Origin of the sequence: Pseudomonas sp., from assembly GCF_033723075.1 — a bacterium.
GTDB lineage: Bacteria > Pseudomonadota > Gammaproteobacteria > Pseudomonadales > Pseudomonadaceae > Aquipseudomonas.
In genome coordinates, this window is the sequence record NZ_JAWVXU010000003.1 from 291,813 (window position 1) to 307,786 (window position 15,974).

Sequence of the window (15,974 nt, forward strand, 5' to 3'; positions counted from 1 at the left end):
CGCACCGTTCCTTCAGGCCTGCCCCTGCGCCACGCACTCGCCACGCCGCCACAGACGCCACTCGCCCGGCCGATAAAGGGTCCAGCACTCGTTATCGGTCAAAGGCTCGGTGGCCAGCACCGTCACCACGTCATTGGGTGTGGTCTCGGCCTGGAAATCCACCCGCACATCGGCATCTTTCAACTGCGCCGGGCCAAAGGGCGCGCGCCGGGTGATGTGGGCCATCTTGGTCGAGCAAAAACTGAAAAGCCAGTCGCCATCGCTGAGCAGGCAGTTGAACACGCCGTGTTGGCGATAGGTCGCACAGGCAGCCACCAGGCTGGGCAGGAACAGTTCAACTGCTACCGGCTCCGGGAACGCGCTGCGCAGGCGGTTGAGCAGATCGCAAAAGGCCGCCTCGCTGTCGGTGTCGCCAACCGGTCGATAGAAGCTCGGCGTCGGAGCATACTCCGCCATCTGGCCGTTGTGCGCGAAACACCAGTTGCGCCCCCACAGCTCACGCACAAACGGGTGGGTGTTGGCCAGACAGACCTTGCCAACATTGGCCTGGCGGATATGGCCGATCACCACTTCGCTCTTGATCGGATAACGCTGTACCAGTTGCGCCACTTCCGATTCGCTGCTGGCGCGCGGCTCCTGAAACAGGCGCAGGCCGCGCCCCTCATAGAAACCGATACCCCAACCGTCGCGGTGCGGCCCGGTGCCGCCGCCGCGACGCATCAAGCCGGTGAAGCTGAAGACGATGTCGGTGGGCACATTGGCGCTCATGCCGAGCAATTCACACATGGTTAAAAACTCTCGACTCAGGGATTGAGACAATATCGCGCGCCGTCGCGAGAACGACTCCAGATCCGCAGGACGGGTTAGCCGCCCAGGTGATCTGCGACAGGATCGCTGCGCTCATCCTACGCAGCCCGACGGATCGCCGCCCGCACCATCCTGCGATTACTGGCGCCTGCAAGACTTCGCTGACATTTAAATTTGTACATATAAAACAAAGGGTTATTTTCAGTTTTATAAGAGCCTGGGGGCGCCCAGTCAGTCAGCTACGAGAAATCGGCTCAAAGCCGCGGTTCGACGCGAAAACGGCGATTGCCATCGCCAGCCTGCCCATAATGGCCATCGGCAGGTTCGTCGTTCTCGCGTTGCATGATCTCGCGCAGGGTCGGCGCGTTCTCGTCATCCGCTTCCGCTTGCAGGCCACGCTGGCCCTTCCACCAGCGTTCCAAGGGCCAACGAATGGCCACGAACAGCACATACAGGGCGAACGCGAACAGGCCGTACATGGCCAGATCGGCCACTGCGCGCCAGACACTGGTGCCCACATCCAACAGTAGATCCAGCGCGGTGATGGCAATCGCCGGGGCGAGCACCGCTTCATTGCCCGGGTCGACGGCGGTCGGGCTGAATAGCAGCACCGCCGCCAGCAAGCGCAGGGGTTCACGCAGGTAACGCCACATCCCGCGGGTAATGCGGAACCACACCAGCAGGCAACCCAGGGCAGAGGCTGTATAGACGCCCCAGGCAAGTAAATAGTCGTTCTCGGTCATAAAGCGCGGATCTCTGAGCATGACGGGGCTGGGCCGTTGATAACGCGCAGCGAGCGAAGGCTGCAATTTTCAACGGCCTGCTGACGCAGTGCGGCTTATGATAACGACTTTTCCGTGGTCCGACTGCCGACCGTACCGAATTGGAGTTACCAGATGTCCCTCGCCCCCATCGCCCGCACCGAGAACGCTGCCGACCCTTACAGCTGGCTGGAGAAGCGCGACACCGCGGAGGTGCTCGAGTACCTCAAGGCGGAGAACGCCTACCTGGAGTCCGAGCTGGCCGAGCAACGCGAGTTGCGCGAGGCGCTGTTTCAGGAGATCAAGAGCCGAATCCGCGAGACCGATCTGTCGCTGCCTTCGCCCTGGGGTTCCTGGCTGTACTATCAGCGCACCACCGCCGGTGACGAATACCCGCGTTACTACCGCTGCCCACGCCCGGCCGATGCTTCGCTCGATGTCGACGAAGACGCCGAGCAACTGCTGCTCGACCCCAATGCCCTGGCGGACGGCGGTTTTCTCTCGCTCGGCACTTTCAGCGTCAGCCAGGATCACCGGCGCCTGGCCTACAGCCTGGACACCAGCGGCGACGAGGTTTACCAGCTGTTCGTCAAGGAACTGGCCACAGGCGCGATCAGCCAGCTGCCGTTCGCCGACTGCGACGGCAGCATGACCTGGGCCAACGACAGCCAGACCCTGTTCTTCGGCGAGCTGGACGACTGCCATCGCCCGCACAAGCTGTACCGTCATCGCCTCGGCAGCGATGCGGCCGAGCTGGTGTTCCACGAGGCCGACGGGCGCTTCTTCCTCAACTGCTACCGCGCCAGCTCCGAGCGCCAGCTGGTGCTGCTGCTCAACAGCAAGACCACCAGCGAGGCCTGGGTGCTGGATGCCGACACGCCGGACGCCACGTTCAGCTGCCTGGCGCCGCGCGAGGAAGGCCACGAATATTACGTCGACCACGGCAAGGTCGAGGGCGACTGGGCCTGGCTGATCCGCAGCAACCAGAGCGGGATCAACTTCGCCCTGTACTGCGTCAAGGAAGACAGCGCCGCCGCGCAGACGCCGACCCGCGAGCGCTGGAGCGAACTGCGCGGCCATGATCCGCAGGTGATGCTCGAAGGCGTGAGTCTGAACGACAGCGCGCTGACCCTAAGCCTGCGCGAAGGCGGCCTGCCGATCATCGAGGTGCACGCCCAGGGCCAGCAAGCCTACCGGGTCAACCTGCCGGATGCGGCCTACAGCCTCTACGTGCAGGACACCCTGGAGTTCGCCAGCCCGGTGATTCGCCTGCGCTACGAGGCGCTCAACCGTCCGGCGCAGATCCGCCAACTGACCCTCGCCGACGGCGCCCAGCAGGTGCTCAAGGAAACCCCGGTGCTGGGCCCGTTCGACGCCGACGATTATGTCAGCCAACGCCTCTGGGCCAGCGCAGCGGACGGCACCCAGGTGCCCATCAGCCTGGTGGCCAAGCGTGACGTATTTGGCCAGCCTGCCCCGCTCTATCTCTATGGCTACGGTGCCTACGGCGAAAGCCTCGACCCCTGGTTCTCCCACGCGCGCCTGAGCCTGCTCGAGCGCGGCTTCGTCTTTGCCATCGCCCACGTGCGCGGCGGCGGCGAGCTGGGCGAAGCCTGGTACCGAGCCGGCAAGCTGGAGCACAAGCACAACAGCTTCGGCGACTTCATCGCCTGCGCCGAGCACCTGATCGCCAGCGGCTACACCAGCCCGGCCCAGCTCGCCATCAGCGGCGGCAGCGCCGGCGGCCTGCTGATCGGCGCGGTGCTCAACCAGCGCCCCGAGCTGTTCGCCGCCGCCATCGCCGAGGTGCCCTTCGTCGACGTGCTCAACACCATGCAGAACCCCGACCTGCCGCTGACCGTCACCGAGTACGACGAATGGGGCGACCCGCACGATCCCGAAGTGTTCGAGCGGATCAAAGGCTACGCGCCCTACGAGAACGTCAAAGCCCAGGCCTACCCGGCGATCCTCGCCGTGGCCGGCTACAACGACAGCCGCGTGCAGTACTGGGAAGCGGCCAAGTGGGTGGCCAAACTGCGGGCCACCAAGACCGATAACCACCTGCTGCTGCTCAAGACCGACCTCGATGCCGGCCATGGCGGCATGAGCGGGCGCTACCAGGCGCTCAGGGACGTGGCGCTGGAGTACGCCTTCCTGCTCAAGGTGTTCAAGCGGGGATAACCGGCAGAGTGGCTTGATGGGTATCGCCGCTCATTCAAAGGAGTGGCCCGCATAAGCGCCAGCGCAACCGGGGAAGGCGTTTATGCTTGTTGCCACGCTCCAGCGTGCTGAAAAGATACCCAACTGCGCACGCCTTCACAGCTTCGCGCAAACGGCAGTTGGCAAGCCTGAGCCGGCCGGCTAACGTCAAACCGATACCGGCCCGACGCAGCAGAACACTCATGCCAGACACTTCTTTTCTGATCGACGAAATCCGCAACATGCTGCTCGATTGCGGCCTGTTCAATGGCCTGCAACCCAGCGAAATACTCAGCGCGGCTGGTTATTTCAACATCAGTAGATATGAGCCGGATGCAATCATCTGCCACGAGGGCGATGCCGGCACCTTCATGTGCATCATCCACTTCGGCGCGGTGTCGATCCGCAAGACCAACTCCAGCGGCGAAACGGTCGAGATCGCCAAGCTGCGCAAGGGTCGTGCCTTCGGCGAAATGGCGGTACTGGACGGCGAAAGACGCTCGGCCAGTTGCATCGCCGCCAGCGACTGCACCTTGCTGGTCCTGGCCCGGGACTCGCTGGAGAAGATGCTGCACGAGGCCCCCAAGTCCGCCGCCCAGGTCATCCGCGCCATCGCAGTGGCCATGTCCAAGCGCCTGCGCATGGTCGACGGGCAACTGGTCGAGCATCAGATCTAGGCAGACCTGATGCAGCCAGGTAGGGTGGATGACGCCTTTTTCATCCACCATCGTTGGTGGTGGTGGATGGGTAAAGCGTCAGCTACGCGCCCCGATCCACCCTACGCCGACCTGGCCAGTTCAGTCGCCGCCCTTGCGGCTACCCGGCAAGCCCTGGCTGTTGCGCTGGCGTTGCTGTTCCAGCAGCGGCAACTCGCCATCCGGCGGAGCCAGGGTACCGCCAGGTGGCTTGGCCTTGTAACCCGTACCGTCGTTGAGCAGAGGTGGCGTATTCGGCGCAGGAGTCGGCAGATTGCGCGGCTGCGGCTGGACGAAGGGCTGCGGCGTGGCAGTGCCGGGCGAGCCGGCCGGCCGTTCCCGGGGCGTCGACGGGGGATAGTCCCGGGCCTGAATCGCCGCACCGTACAGAACCGTCAGGCACAGCAGTAGCACGCTGGTCAGGCGCATCATCCACCTCCCTTTAATGAGACTCTTGGGCATTGGGCTGCGCACACCGCCGATAAGTGCCCGCCCGGCTGTTTTCGCCGACCACCGGCAGGGCTACACTGTCGGCATCAGCATACCGCCACGAGACAAGCCATGAGCACGGACAAATCACCCTCGCCTACCGCCAAGCTCGACCGCATCCTCGCCGATGCCCAGCGCAGTCGCGAGGAAGGCTACCGGGATAAAGCCCTGAAGATGTACCCGCATGTCTGCGGCCGTTGTGCCCGGGAGTTTGCCGGCAAGCGCCTGAGCGAATTGACCGTGCACCACCGCGATCACAACCACGACAACAACCCGCAAGACGGCTCCAACTGGGAGTTGCTGTGCCTGTATTGCCACGATAACGAGCACGCGCGCTACACCGACCAGCAGTACTTCAGCGAAGGCTCGACCGCCAGCCCGCAGGGGCCGAAATCGACCCACAAGGCATTCGCCGACCTGGCCGCCCTGCTGAAAAGCAAAGACTGAGCGATTGGGACAACCCCCGCCGACTGCGGCCGCCTCCAAACGCCCGCTGCTCCGACCAATGACCTCGAGCGAACCGCGCCCCGTAGGGTGTCACTCGCCGCAGGCAGTGCACCATTGGTTCGGCAGCGCGGCACAAATCCGGCGGGCGCTCGGCCAATCGATGCCGTAATCCCATCAGCCCCAGCATGCAGCTTCATCCGATTGCCCTGGCAGCAATGCCGCCAGGCCTTATACTGCCGCCCTTTGCGTATAGGCCTGGCTTCGTGGCGAACAAACGATACAGCTGCATTGGTTTATTCAACCCCAAATCCCCGGAGAACGTCGGTGCGGTAATGCGCGCCGCCGGTTGCTATGGGGCGGCCTCGGTGTTCTACACCGGCAAGCGCTATGAGCGCGCCCGCGACTTCGTCACCGACACCAAGCGCATCTATATGGATATTCCGTTGATCGGCGTCGAGGATCTGCAGCAGATCATCCCGCTGGGCTGCACGCCGGTCGCGGTGGAATTGGTCGAAGGCGCGCGGGCACTGCCGCAGTACACCCACCCGGATCGCGCGATCTACATCTTCGGCCCGGAAGACGGCTCGCTGGACAAGGAGATCCGCGCCTGGTGCGAGGACGTGATCTATATCCCCACCCAGGGCTGCATGAACCTGGCGGCCACGGTCAACGTCGTGCTCTACGACCGCATGGCCAAGGGCAACAACACCAAGTCCGGGCCCAAATTCAAATAGGCCTTCGGGACGGCATCCCCGAAATACAGCACCGCGCTGGGCTGGCGACGGTTCCGTAGGGCGCGGGGCCGCCTAGGCCGTGCGCACCGGGATTAAACGCCGATCTTCCAGTCCGCGGCCGATCAAACTGCTGTCGCTGGACGGCGGGGATATGTCGCGAGGAACCACAAAGGCCGCGGTGCGCGCAGCGCACCCTAGGTCCCGGACTTAAGCCGGCTAAAGGCCCGGGTCAGGGCGCGGTTGAAGGCCTTGGCGTTGTCGTTCTTGGTATAGAGCCCGGCGCGCACCTCCTGTGGCGGATAGGTGCCGGGGTCGTTGAGGATGGCCGGATCGACGCTGGAATTGGCCGCCGGCACCGCGCTGGCGTAGTAGATGCTGTTGGTGACGGCGGCGATGATCTCGGGCTGCATCAGGTGGTCCATCAGCGCATGGGCCGCCTGCGGGTTGGGCGCGTCCTTGGGGATGACCATGGCGTCGAACCAGAGCAGGGTGCCCTCCTTGGGGATGCGGTAGCGCAGGCTGTACGTCTTGCCCGCCTCGGCGGCCTGAGCCGCAGCGATCGACACGTTGCCGTTCCAGGACATCGCCAGGCAGGTATTGCCATTGGCCAGGTCGCTGATATTGCGATCGTTGTCAAAGTAACGAATAGAAGGACGCACCTTGGCCAGGTGCGCTTCGGCCAGTTTCAAGTCATCCAGGCTCTGCCGGTTGATATCCAGCCCCAGATAGCGGAAGGCCGCGGCGAACACCTCGTTGGGGTCGTTGAGGTAACTCACCCCGCAATCGGCGAAGCGCGACACCACCTGGGGATCGAGCAACATCGCCCAACTGTCGGTCGGCGCATCCACCATGCGCGTGGCTATGGCCTGCTGTTGGTAGCCGATACCGGTGGTGCCCCAGACATAGATGCCGGCATAGCGGTTGCCCGGATCGAAGGCGGCCATATGCTCGACGAACTCGGCATCCAGCCCGGCGAAATGCGCCAGTCGGGTTTTATCCAGCGGCTGCAGGGCACCGCTGGCGATGGCCCGGCTGAGGTGCTGGCCGGCGGTCAGCACCAGATCGTAGCCACTGCCCCCGGTCAGCAACTTGGTTTCAACGGTTTCCAGCGAGTCGAAGTGATCGACCACCACACGCACACCGCTCTGTTCCTCGAAGCGGCTCAAGGTATCGGGAGCCATATACTCGCTCCAGATATACAGGTTGACCCGGGCTTTGCCGGTTTCGGCCTGGGCGGCCAGACTGGCGAGCCCAAGGCCCATGGCGACAAGCAGAGGATGCACGGACATGGCGAATCTCCTTAGGCACGTGGCGCGGCGTATTGCGGCATGGTGATGCAGGCGACGTTGCCGCCACCGAGGAGGATTTCCCGCGAGTTCTCGATACCGATGATGCGCTGCCTGGGGAACAGCTCGGCCAGGGTGGCCTGGGCCACGCGATCATTGGGGTCATTGAACAGCGGCACGACGATGGCCGAGTTGCCGGCGTAATAGTTGATATAGGAGGCGCAGATCTGCGTGCCGGCCTGGCGCAGGTGGGTGCCGTCGTTCTGATCCAGCCCGGCGGCCTCCTCCGCCGTCCACTCCAGCAGCCGTGGTTGCGCCAGCTTGTGCACCACGAGTTCGCGGCCCCGTGCGTCGCGGGTGCTGCGCAGGATGTCGTAGGCCTCCTGGTAGATTTCCCACTGCGGATCGCTACGGTCGTCCGTCCACTGCTGCACCACCACGCCGGGGCGCACGAAGCAGGCCAGGTCGTCGATATGGCCGTCGGTTTCATCGAACTTGCAGCCGCGCGGCAGCCAGATCACCTGCTCGGCGCCCAGGTAATCGGAGAGCCTGCGGGTCATCTCGGCCTTGCCCACGTGAGCGTTGCGGTTGCGGTTAAGCAGGCACTGTTCGGTGGTCAGCAGGGTGCGCTGGCCATCGCTCTGGATACCGCCCATCTCGGCGATAAAGGGCGCGCGGTAGCGATCGAAGCCTTCGATCTCGAGGATCTTCTGGGCGATCTGGTCGTCCTTGTCCCAGGGGTAGTAGAGACCGCCATCGAGGCCGCCGTAGGCGTTGAACTCGAAGTCCACGCCGCGCACCTCACCGCTGTCGTCATTGACCAGGAAGGCCGGGCCGCTGTCGCGGAACCAGGTGTCGTTGCAGGTCATTTCCACCACCCGCACCTGGGGCGGCAGCTGGCGTCGGGCGTTGGCGTACTGGCTGGCCGAGGCGCACACGGTGACCGGCTCGCTGCTGGCAATGGCCGTGACGATATCGACCCAGACCTTCTGCGCCGGCTTGGCGCCATTGCGCCACACGTCCGTGCGCTCCGGCCAGCCGAGCCAGCAACCGGCCTTGGGCTCGAACTCGCCGGGCAGGCGGAAGCCGTCGGCCTTGGGGATGGAAGTCAGGGAACGCGCCATAGCTACACCTCGTTTGTGCTGGAGAGATGTGCGCACAGTACGCGGCGTTTCCGGCGGGCTGCCAACGACGATTTTTACGGAATCAATGAATTAAATTCATCAATCAGCCAAGTGATCACTCAACCAATCTAAGAAGTTCACCACCGCGGGCTTGTCCAGACGCAGCCGCTCGCAAACCAGGGCGTACTGGCCGAGGGACGCCACGCTGGCGCTGAAGGGGCGTACCAGGCGGCCGGCGGCGAGGTCCTCGGCGGCAGTCAGGTTATCGCCCATGGCCACCCCCTGGCCTTGCGCGGCTGCCTCCAGGGTCAGCCCGGCATGGCCCAGATAGAGGTGGCGCGTCGGCTGGATATCGCCGGCATGGCTGGTCAACCAGGCGGTCCAGGTCTTGCCGTCCTGATCGTCGTGCAGCAGGCAGTGGCGGGCCAGATCCCGGGGATGCTTGAGCGTGCCCTGATTGAACAGCCTCGGGCTGCATACCGGAAAAAACTGCAGGGTCGGCAGCGGCCGTACGAAATAGGCGCTGGCATCCTCGGGGCCGGTGCCATAGGTAATCGCCAGATCGATCTCCGGCCCCGGTATGCAGGCTTCCAGCGGTTGCTCGTGCAGGTGCAGGGTGATCTGCGGGTGGCGCGCGCTGAAGTCGGCCAGGCGGCTGACCAGCCATTTCTGCGCCAGTTCGGCGGTGACCGCGACCCGCACCACAGCCTGGGAGCCGGGGTCGCGCAACTCGTCGCAGGCATCCAGGATCAGCTCGAAGGCCTGTTGCACACGCTGCAACAGACGCTGCGCCGCCGGCGTGGGGCTGATCTGGCGACCTTCGCGGACGAACAAGGGCGTGCCCAGCTGTTCTTCCAGCTGGCGAATCTGGTGGCTGACGGCGCTGTCGGTGACGCACAGCTCACTGGCTGCGCGGCCGAAATGGGCATGGCGCGCCGCGCACTCGAAAGTGCGCAGCGCGGTAAGGGATGGCAGACGGCGCATGCGGGCTCCTGATTCGGGCAACTGCGCGCATGCTTACCGAGGGGCGGGTTTAACGCAACAGCTTGCTGTCGAGCACCTTGGAAGCGCCGCCCATCACGTTCTCGCTGATCTCGATAAAGTCCTTGGTACTGACCTTGTCCAGGCGCATCAGGCCACGGGTGACATCGTCCAGCGAACGCGGCTCGGTACTGCCCTTGGTCTTCTGGCGGATTTCCCGATCCAGCTCCTGCAACAGCAGGACCGCGCGGGCGGTCACCGCACCGCTGGCATTGGCGCTGCGCAGGCTCTTCACCGATTTACTCCACTCAACTTGCTGCTCGCGAACCTTCTGGTAGCGCTCTTCGCTCAGGCCTCCCGCGCGGCGCACCAGTTCGATGGCGTAGTACTCGGCCAGCCCTTCGGCGATCCAGTCGCTGCGATCGCGCGCCTGAATGCGGCCGAACACGTGCACCAGTTCATGCACCAGTGAGCTGGTACCGTTTTCACTGACCAGTGGGCGATCGGCGTGCATGTAATAGGAATTGGGCGCCGACAGGCCACCGCGCCACATCGGATCGCCGGCACCAACGATCAGCAGCTTGGCCGGGTCACGCGGGAACACCGCCTGGGCTTCCGGCCAGACGAAGGTCAACAGGGTGAGGATGTCCATGCGGCGCATGCCCTCGCCGATCGGCGCGGCGACGGTCACGTCGGTCTCGCCGAGTTTGGCCCGGCGGGTGCCTATCTTGCCGGCGACGATCCAGCCGGTCGGGCGATCGAACTTGCGCTGCGAGTTGTCGATGCGAAACTTGTCCTTGCCGATCCGCGGCCAGCCGGTTTCGACGCCGCGCCAGCCCTTGGGCAGTTCGAACTGCAGGCGCGCGACCAGCTCGGTCTTGCCCTGTTGACGCAGTTTGGCGCTGGGTACCAGGTCGTCGCCGCGCAGCAAGGCCCAGTCCTCGGTCATGCGGGCGTCGAAACCGTCCTTCGCACGCGGCCGATTGATCCGCACGCGGTAGGTCAGCTTCGCCACGCCTTTGCCCGGCTCCCAGACGCCGCGCTCGGGGCTTTCCTGGGTCCACTCGCCGTCGCCGCTGAAGTCGCTGTAATAGCCCTTGTCGCCCAGATTGAACGCCAGGCTGCGGACTCGCTCGCCATCCTCCAGGGTCAGGCTGACTTCGGCCTGATCGCTCTCCGGCAGAAAGCGCACGTGGTAATCCAGGTCGACCTTCTGCGCCGCCCAGAGGGGCGTGGCGCACAGACTCAACAACAGGGCGGGCAACAAGCTGCGGCGAATCGACATGAGGGGCAGTTCCTTGGCGGGACGGGGTGGGGCCTTGCATAGACCGTATAGAGGTCATGCAATTCAATACCAGCTGATCGTTATAGCTATTTAAAGGCGATGTAGCCGTTATTGGTTGAAGAGCAATTTCATGGGCCGGGCGCGCAGATTTGCTGTCAAGAAGTGCATCTCAACCACTAGTGCAGACATAGCCTATTTACACCGCGCCCGGCCTCAGCCGGCGCGGAAAATAAGGTGCTCTTCCCAATCCTCTTCGGCCACGCTGTTTTCGCTGAGCATACGCCCCGACTGGGAAATGCGCTGCTGATGCACCTGATCCGGATCGCCGCAGACCAGGTGATGCCACAACAGCAGATCCTTGCCCTCGCTGACCAGGCGATAGGCACAGGTCGGCGGTAGCCACTGGAACTGGTCGGCCTGGGCCGGGGTGAGCTGGATACAATCGGCCACGAATTGCCGGCGGTTGCTGTAGTCCGTGCAACGACAGCTCTTCAGGTCGAGCAGCTTGCAGGCGATGCGCGTGTAATAAACGCTGCCGTCATCGTCATCCTCGAGTTTTTGCAGGCAGCACAGGCCGCAGCCGTCGCACAGCGACTCCCACTCGTCCTGGTCGAGTTGCTCGAGGGTTTTGCGTTTCCAGAAGGGTTCGACTTTGGCGGCCATGGCGAGGGTACGGTGACTGGCGAAAAGGTCGGCAGTCTAGCGCGCCGCCTGCCCAAGTCCAAGGCCGCCGGGCCGAATGGCAGGCAATGCAGCAACACGCCAGCGTAGGGTGCGCCGTGCGCACCAGGTGCCTTCAATCAATCGCTGGTGCGCAAGACGCACCCTACCCGCCGGCATCATCGAGATGGTTGCATGGCCCGGGGATGCAATCCGGGGAAGACTGCAAGGCTGCGACTCAATAGCCGCGGGCAAAATCCACTGCGCCGCGCAACTCGCTGCCGGCCTGGTAACGGCGCAGATTGTCGACGAACAACTGGGCCATCAGCCGCGGCTCGGTCGGTGCGGAGCTGTGCCCGGTGAGCAACAGGCGCGGCGCGCTCCAGAACGGATGCCCGGCGGGTAGCGGCTCCTGGCGGCAGACGTCGATCACCGCGCCGGCCAATTGGCCGTGCTGCAGCGCCGCGACCAGATCGGCATCGACCACCGCCACGCCACGCCCGGCGTTGATCAGCAGCGCGCCGGGCTTGAGCCGGGAGAACAGCACGGCGTCGTAGATGTCGCGGGTGGCCGGGGTGTCCGGCAACAGGTTGATCAGGTAGTCGGCCTGGCTGGCCAGGCGCGGCAGCTGATCGACCCCGGCCACTTCGACAAAAGGCGCCAACGCGCGCGCGCGACTGGCCACGCCGTACAGCTCGATGCCGAAGGGGGCGAGAAAGCGTGCCACGCTCAGGCCGATGTCGCCGCAGCCGACGATCAGCGCCCGGCGCCCGGCCAGGCTCTGCGGCAGGCGGCTGTCCCAGCGCTGTTCGACCTGGGCGGCCAGGCGGGCGAACAGCTGGCGCTCGTGGGCCAGCAGGTGACACAGCACGTACTCGGCCATCACCTGGCCGAAGATACCGACCGCGCGGCTCAGCTGGTAATCGCGCGGCAGATCGGCGGCCAGCAGTGGCGTGATGCCGGCCCAGGTCGATTGCAGCCACTGCGGCTTGTGCCCCTGAGCCAGCAGGGTCGCGAGCAGATCCGGCTGACCGAGCCAGAGCGGGCAGCTACCCGCCCAGTGCGCCAGTTCGAGCGGGTCGGCGCTGCCGTGCAGCTCGAGCTCGGGCACCGCCTGGCGCAGCAGCTCGGCATAGCGGAGATGTTCGGTTTCGCCGATCAGGACGCGCATGACAGTCATATCGGATCGTTGCGCCGCAACAGTTCGTCCGGCAGGTGCTCGATGTATTCATCTTCCGGCGGCGGCATCTGCAGGTGGTAGCCCTGCTTCTCGAGGTTATCCAGAACCGCGTGAATATCCTCGCGAGCCAGCGTGCGCTCCGGGGTGAGCACCATGCTGAAGGCCAGGGTCGGTGGGCCGAACGCCGCCAGCAGGCTTTCCGGTACGCGCTCCAGGGCATCGCTTTTCAGCACGTAGAGGTACATCTCGTTCTTGCGCGGGCTTTTGTAGATCGAACAGATGCGTTTCACGCGGATTCTCCTTCGCCGGCCAGGCAATCGAGCAGGACCTGGCCCATCAATTCACGGCGCCAGCCACGCAGCGAGTCCGGCAACTGGTAGGGGCCATTGGGGTAGCCGGTCTTCAGCAGGGCTTCGAGGGTTTTCTTGCGTAGCATCAGCTCCGGGGCGATGTTCAGCCGTTCGCCTTCGCGCTGGCCGATGGCGCGCAGTTTCTTCAGCAGCGTCGAGGCTTCCAGCGGCAAGGGTTCGGGCAGCGCCTCGGGCCAGTCTTCCGGCGGCGTGGCGGCTGCGTCCTTGATCAGCTGGAGGAGGAACTCGCCGTCCTGACGCACTGTTTTCGGGTGCATGTCCTCGATCCGCGCCAGCGCCACCAGGTTGTTCGGCTGGGTACGGGCCAACGGCCACAGCGAATGCTCGCGGATGATGCGGTTGCGCGGCTGGTTGCGCGCTCTGGCCTCGCGCTCGCGCCAGGCGCAGAGTTCGCGCAGCACCGCCAGTTGCGCGCGGGACAGCTTCCAGGCCAGCTTGGCCTCGCGGTAGGCATCTTCCGGAGCGATTTCACGGCCCAGGTTGGCCACCAGCTCGGCGCCGTCTTCCAGCACCCAGGCGTTTTTCTCGGCCGACAGCTGTTGCTGCAGCAGGTTATAGACCTCCGCCAGGTGCAGCACGTCCTCGGCGGCGTAGCTGACCTGGGTCTCGGTGAGCGGGCGTTGCAACCAATCCGAGCGGGTTTCGCCCTTGGGCAGTTCGATGTTCAGCACCGCCTGGACCAGGCGCGAATAGCCCATGGAGAAACCGAGATTGAGGTAGGCGGCGGCCAGCTGGGTGTCGAACAGGGCCACGGGCAGGCTGCCGGTCAGACGCAGGAAGACTTCCAGGTCCTCGCTGCAGGCATGCAACACCTTGACCACGGCCGGGTCCTGCAGCAACTCGGCGAACGGCGCCCAGTCGTCGATCAGCAGCGGATCGATCAGGTAGGCACGCTCGCCTTCGCTGACCTGCAGCAGGCCGGCAATCGGATAAAAGGTGTCGACCCGCATAAATTCGGTGTCTACCGCCACGAATGGCAGGTTGCGCCAGCTGGCGCAGTGCTGCGCCAGACTGGCGTTGTCACGAATCCAGTGAATATCAATAGCCACGCGGCGCTCCCATCAAGAATGCCGCGCAGTATATATCGCCCCGACCCATTGCCGGGTATTGCGTCCGGAATCAGAAGTCCTGAACGGTCGGGCGCAGCACCACTTCATTGATTTCCACCTCGGCTGGCTGCTCGATGGCATAGGCAATGGCGCGGGCCACCGAGTCGGACGGGATGGCCTGCTGATAGAAATCCTTGACTGCCTGGCTCGAGGCTTCGTCGGAGCTACCGTGCTTGAGTTCCGAATCCACCGCACCGGGGGAAATGATGGTGGTGCGGATCTTCGCCCCCACTTCCATGCGCAGGCCTTCGGTGATGGCGCGCACCGCGTATTTGGTGCCGCTGTATACCGTACCGCCCGGGGCGAATACCTTGATCCCCGCTACCGAGGCGATATTGATGATGTGCCCGCTCTCCTGCTTCTGCATGTGCGGCAAGGCGGCGGCGATGCCGTAGAGCACGCCCTTGATGTTGATGTCGATCATCCGATCCCACTCGTCGGTGCGCCCCTGGGCCATGGGCGCAATGGCCATGAGCCCGGCGTTGTTGACCAGCACATCGATGCGGCCAAAGGTGTCCAGCGCCCCCTGAACCAGCGCATTGACGTCACTTGCCACTGTGACATCGGTGGCAAAGGCCACGGCCTTGCCGCCTGCTGCGGTGATCTCGCTGACAATCCGGTCGAGGTTTTCCTGGCGCCGTGCCCCCAGTACCAGCGAAGCACCCAGGGCAGCCAGGTGGCGTGCGGTGGTTTCGCCGAGGCCGCTGCTGGCTCCGGTAATCACGATAACTTTGCCGGCGATATTGTTGCTCATGGGAATTTCCTCTCTGGTTGCACAAGGACTAATACGGCCAGAGTATGCCGGGCCCTTTCCATCCGATTAATGGAATAGTCTGGATTTAGGAATTCCATATACTGGAACAAATAAACCGACAGCCTCCCACCCCTCCAGCAAGGCCCATAGCGTGCTCAATCGAATGGAAATGCTGCGGATCTTCACGGTCGCCGCGCACACCAACAACTTCCGCGAGGCCGCCAGCCGCCTCGGGGTTTCTCCGCAAAGCGTGACGCGGGCGATCAAGGAACTGGAGCAACTGTTCGGCGAACTGCTGTTTCACCGCAGCACCCGCCAGGTGCAGATCACCGCGTTCGGCGCCCAACTGGCTGGCCAGGCGCAGCAAACCCTGAACAGTTTCGATGAGCTGTTCCAGAACAACGTTCAGCAACCAGTCAGCGACCTGGCCGGGCGAGTGCGCATCACCGCGCCCCAGGCCGTGGGTCGACGGTTCGTCATGCCGGTGCTCGGCGAACTGATGAGCGAATACCCGCAGATCGACTTCGACCTGCGCCTGTCGGACGCGATAACCGATGCCGTGGATGCACAAGTAGACATCGGCGTGCGCATCGGCTTCATCCGCGATCGCCGCTACATTGCCCGCGCCGTGGCGCATATCCCCCTGTTCGTCGTTGCCACCCCTGAACTGCTGGCCAGGAGCGGTACGCCGGACAGTCTGGAAGCCCTGCACGCACTGCCTACCAGCACCCTGGTTGACCGCGGCAGCGGCCGCCCCTGGCCCTGGTATTTCGCGGGTGACCGTCATCTGCAGCCGGCCAAACCGAGTTTCACCACCGACGATCAGGAGGTCGAACTGGACGCCGTACTGGGCGGTCTGGCGATCGGCCAACTGCCCAGCTATCTGGTACTGCCGGCGCTGCACAACGGCACGTTGCTCAGCCTGCTCGACGAACACCGGCCACCGCCCTGGGAGCTGTTCATCTACCGCCCGCAGCGCGGCCCGGTAGCGCCGCGTGTGCGCCTGGTCTACGACCGCCTGAGCGAATGTCTGGCTGACCCGACCCTGGTGCCCAGCACACCCTGAGCGCCGGCCAATCTCGCCTTGCGGCC

The 15,974-nt window shown here is 64.4% G+C and carries 17 protein-coding genes; 5 read left to right on the forward strand and 12 right to left on the reverse strand.

Going from position 1 to position 15,974, the window contains the following annotated elements; all coding sequences use genetic code 11:
• Window positions 1-12 precede the first annotated feature (12 nt).
• Both R3355_RS05630 and R3355_RS05635 read right to left on the reverse strand, forming a co-directional pair.
• Window positions 13-786 carry a class II glutamine amidotransferase gene (locus tag R3355_RS05630; protein WP_318960407.1) on the reverse strand — a complete coding sequence of 258 codons (774 nt, stop codon included), beginning with the start codon at window positions 784-786 and terminating at the stop codon, window positions 13-15.
• Between the two features lie 275 nt (window positions 787-1,061).
• Complete coding sequence (locus R3355_RS05635) at window positions 1,062-1,550, reverse strand: MFS transporter (RefSeq protein ID WP_318960408.1); 489 nt, start codon at window positions 1,548-1,550, stop codon at window positions 1,062-1,064.
• Window positions 1,551-1,703: 153 nt separating this feature from the next.
• Here R3355_RS05635 and R3355_RS05640 point away from each other — a divergent pair, with 153 nt between their 5' ends.
• Both R3355_RS05640 and R3355_RS05645 read left to right on the forward strand, forming a co-directional pair.
• Window positions 1,704-3,749 (forward strand): S9 family peptidase, encoded by a 2,046-nt coding sequence (locus tag R3355_RS05640; RefSeq protein WP_318960409.1) that lies wholly within the window; start codon window positions 1,704-1,706, stop codon window positions 3,747-3,749.
• 221 nt (window positions 3,750-3,970) lie between these two features.
• Window positions 3,971-4,444 carry a cyclic nucleotide-binding domain-containing protein gene (locus R3355_RS05645; RefSeq protein WP_318946741.1) on the forward strand — a complete coding sequence of 158 codons (474 nt, stop codon included), beginning with the start codon at window positions 3,971-3,973 and terminating at the stop codon, window positions 4,442-4,444.
• A 120-nt stretch (window positions 4,445-4,564) separates the two neighbouring features.
• Here R3355_RS05645 and R3355_RS05650 read toward each other — a convergent pair whose 3' ends face one another.
• Window positions 4,565-4,891, reverse strand: coding sequence for a hypothetical protein (locus R3355_RS05650; protein ID WP_318960410.1), 327 nt, complete (start codon window positions 4,889-4,891; stop codon window positions 4,565-4,567).
• 132 nt (window positions 4,892-5,023) lie between these two features.
• Here R3355_RS05650 and R3355_RS05655 point away from each other — a divergent pair, with 132 nt between their 5' ends.
• Both R3355_RS05655 and R3355_RS05660 read left to right on the forward strand, forming a co-directional pair.
• Window positions 5,024-5,398 carry a YajD family HNH nuclease gene (locus R3355_RS05655; protein WP_318946739.1) on the forward strand — a complete coding sequence of 125 codons (375 nt, stop codon included), beginning with the start codon at window positions 5,024-5,026 and terminating at the stop codon, window positions 5,396-5,398.
• Window positions 5,399-5,661: 263 nt separating this feature from the next.
• Window positions 5,662-6,132, forward strand: a complete 471-nt coding sequence (locus tag R3355_RS05660) for an RNA methyltransferase (RefSeq protein WP_318960411.1) — start codon at window positions 5,662-5,664, stop codon at window positions 6,130-6,132.
• A 194-nt stretch (window positions 6,133-6,326) separates the two neighbouring features.
• On the opposite strand, the gene R3355_RS05665 is transcribed toward R3355_RS05660, so the two are convergent.
• From R3355_RS05665 to R3355_RS05705, 9 genes are all read right to left on the reverse strand, one after another.
• Window positions 6,327-7,421, reverse strand: a complete 1,095-nt coding sequence (locus R3355_RS05665) for an extracellular solute-binding protein (RefSeq protein WP_318960412.1) — start codon at window positions 7,419-7,421, stop codon at window positions 6,327-6,329.
• Between the two features lie 11 nt (window positions 7,422-7,432).
• Window positions 7,433-8,542, reverse strand: coding sequence for an agmatine deiminase (gene aguA, locus R3355_RS05670; protein ID WP_318960413.1), 1,110 nt, complete (start codon window positions 8,540-8,542; stop codon window positions 7,433-7,435).
• A 99-nt stretch (window positions 8,543-8,641) separates the two neighbouring features.
• Window positions 8,642-9,526: a LysR substrate-binding domain-containing protein gene (locus tag R3355_RS05675; RefSeq protein WP_318960414.1), complete on the reverse strand. Its 885-nt coding sequence runs from the start codon at window positions 9,524-9,526 to the stop codon at window positions 8,642-8,644.
• A gap of 49 nt (window positions 9,527-9,575) precedes the next feature.
• Window positions 9,576-10,808: a hypothetical protein gene (locus tag R3355_RS05680; RefSeq protein ID WP_318960415.1), complete on the reverse strand. Its 1,233-nt coding sequence runs from the start codon at window positions 10,806-10,808 to the stop codon at window positions 9,576-9,578.
• 213 nt (window positions 10,809-11,021) lie between these two features.
• The gene (locus R3355_RS05685) at window positions 11,022-11,471 is read right to left on the reverse strand and encodes a YcgN family cysteine cluster protein (RefSeq protein ID WP_318960416.1); all 450 of its coding nucleotides are present in this window, start codon (window positions 11,469-11,471) and stop codon (window positions 11,022-11,024) included.
• Window positions 11,472-11,706: 235 nt separating this feature from the next.
• Window positions 11,707-12,639 (reverse strand): D-2-hydroxyacid dehydrogenase, encoded by a 933-nt coding sequence (locus R3355_RS05690; protein WP_318960462.1) that lies wholly within the window; start codon window positions 12,637-12,639, stop codon window positions 11,707-11,709.
• A gap of 5 nt (window positions 12,640-12,644) precedes the next feature.
• Window positions 12,645-12,938 carry a YcgL domain-containing protein gene (locus tag R3355_RS05695; protein ID WP_318946731.1) on the reverse strand — a complete coding sequence of 98 codons (294 nt, stop codon included), beginning with the start codon at window positions 12,936-12,938 and terminating at the stop codon, window positions 12,645-12,647.
• On the reverse strand, window positions 12,935-14,068 hold the full coding sequence (gene rnd / locus R3355_RS05700) for a ribonuclease D (RefSeq protein WP_318960417.1): 1,134 nt from the start codon (window positions 14,066-14,068) through the stop codon (window positions 12,935-12,937). Before rnd ends, R3355_RS05695 begins: the two co-directional genes overlap by 4 nt.
• A gap of 70 nt (window positions 14,069-14,138) precedes the next feature.
• Window positions 14,139-14,882: an SDR family oxidoreductase gene (locus tag R3355_RS05705; RefSeq protein ID WP_318946728.1), complete on the reverse strand. Its 744-nt coding sequence runs from the start codon at window positions 14,880-14,882 to the stop codon at window positions 14,139-14,141.
• A 169-nt stretch (window positions 14,883-15,051) separates the two neighbouring features.
• Here R3355_RS05705 and R3355_RS05710 point away from each other — a divergent pair, with 169 nt between their 5' ends.
• A complete protein-coding gene (locus R3355_RS05710; RefSeq protein WP_318960418.1) occupies window positions 15,052-15,948 on the forward strand; it encodes a LysR family transcriptional regulator in 897 nt (298 codons plus the stop codon).
• The last annotated feature ends 26 nt before the right edge of the window (window positions 15,949-15,974 follow it).

Coding starts and splice junctions, on each gene's coding strand:
- R3355_RS05665 (WP_318960412.1), bottom strand. CDS start 7,421: ATGTCCGTGCATCCTCTGCTTGTCGCCATGGGCCTTGGGCTCGCCAGT.
- R3355_RS05635 (WP_318960408.1), bottom strand. CDS start 1,550: ATGACCGAGAACGACTATTTACTTGCCTGGGGCGTCTATACAGCCTCT.
- R3355_RS05650 (WP_318960410.1), bottom strand. CDS start 4,891: ATGCGCCTGACCAGCGTGCTACTGCTGTGCCTGACGGTTCTGTACGGT.
- aguA (WP_318960413.1), bottom strand. CDS start 8,542: ATGGCGCGTTCCCTGACTTCCATCCCCAAGGCCGACGGCTTCCGCCTG.
- R3355_RS05705 (WP_318946728.1), bottom strand. CDS start 14,882: ATGAGCAACAATATCGCCGGCAAAGTTATCGTGATTACCGGAGCCAGC.
- R3355_RS05675 (WP_318960414.1), bottom strand. CDS start 9,526: ATGCGCCGTCTGCCATCCCTTACCGCGCTGCGCACTTTCGAGTGCGCG.
- R3355_RS05710 (WP_318960418.1), top strand. CDS start 15,052: ATGCTGCGGATCTTCACGGTCGCCGCGCACACCAACAACTTCCGCGAG.
- R3355_RS05640 (WP_318960409.1), top strand. CDS start 1,704: ATGTCCCTCGCCCCCATCGCCCGCACCGAGAACGCTGCCGACCCTTAC.
- R3355_RS05630 (WP_318960407.1), bottom strand. CDS start 786: ATGTGTGAATTGCTCGGCATGAGCGCCAATGTGCCCACCGACATCGTC.
- R3355_RS05685 (WP_318960416.1), bottom strand. CDS start 11,471: ATGGCCGCCAAAGTCGAACCCTTCTGGAAACGCAAAACCCTCGAGCAA.
- R3355_RS05680 (WP_318960415.1), bottom strand. CDS start 10,808: ATGTCGATTCGCCGCAGCTTGTTGCCCGCCCTGTTGTTGAGTCTGTGC.
- R3355_RS05690 (WP_318960462.1), bottom strand. CDS start 12,639: ATGCGCGTCCTGATCGGCGAAACCGAACATCTCCGCTATGCCGAGCTG.
- R3355_RS05655 (WP_318946739.1), top strand. CDS start 5,024: ATGAGCACGGACAAATCACCCTCGCCTACCGCCAAGCTCGACCGCATC.
- R3355_RS05645 (WP_318946741.1), top strand. CDS start 3,971: ATGCCAGACACTTCTTTTCTGATCGACGAAATCCGCAACATGCTGCTC.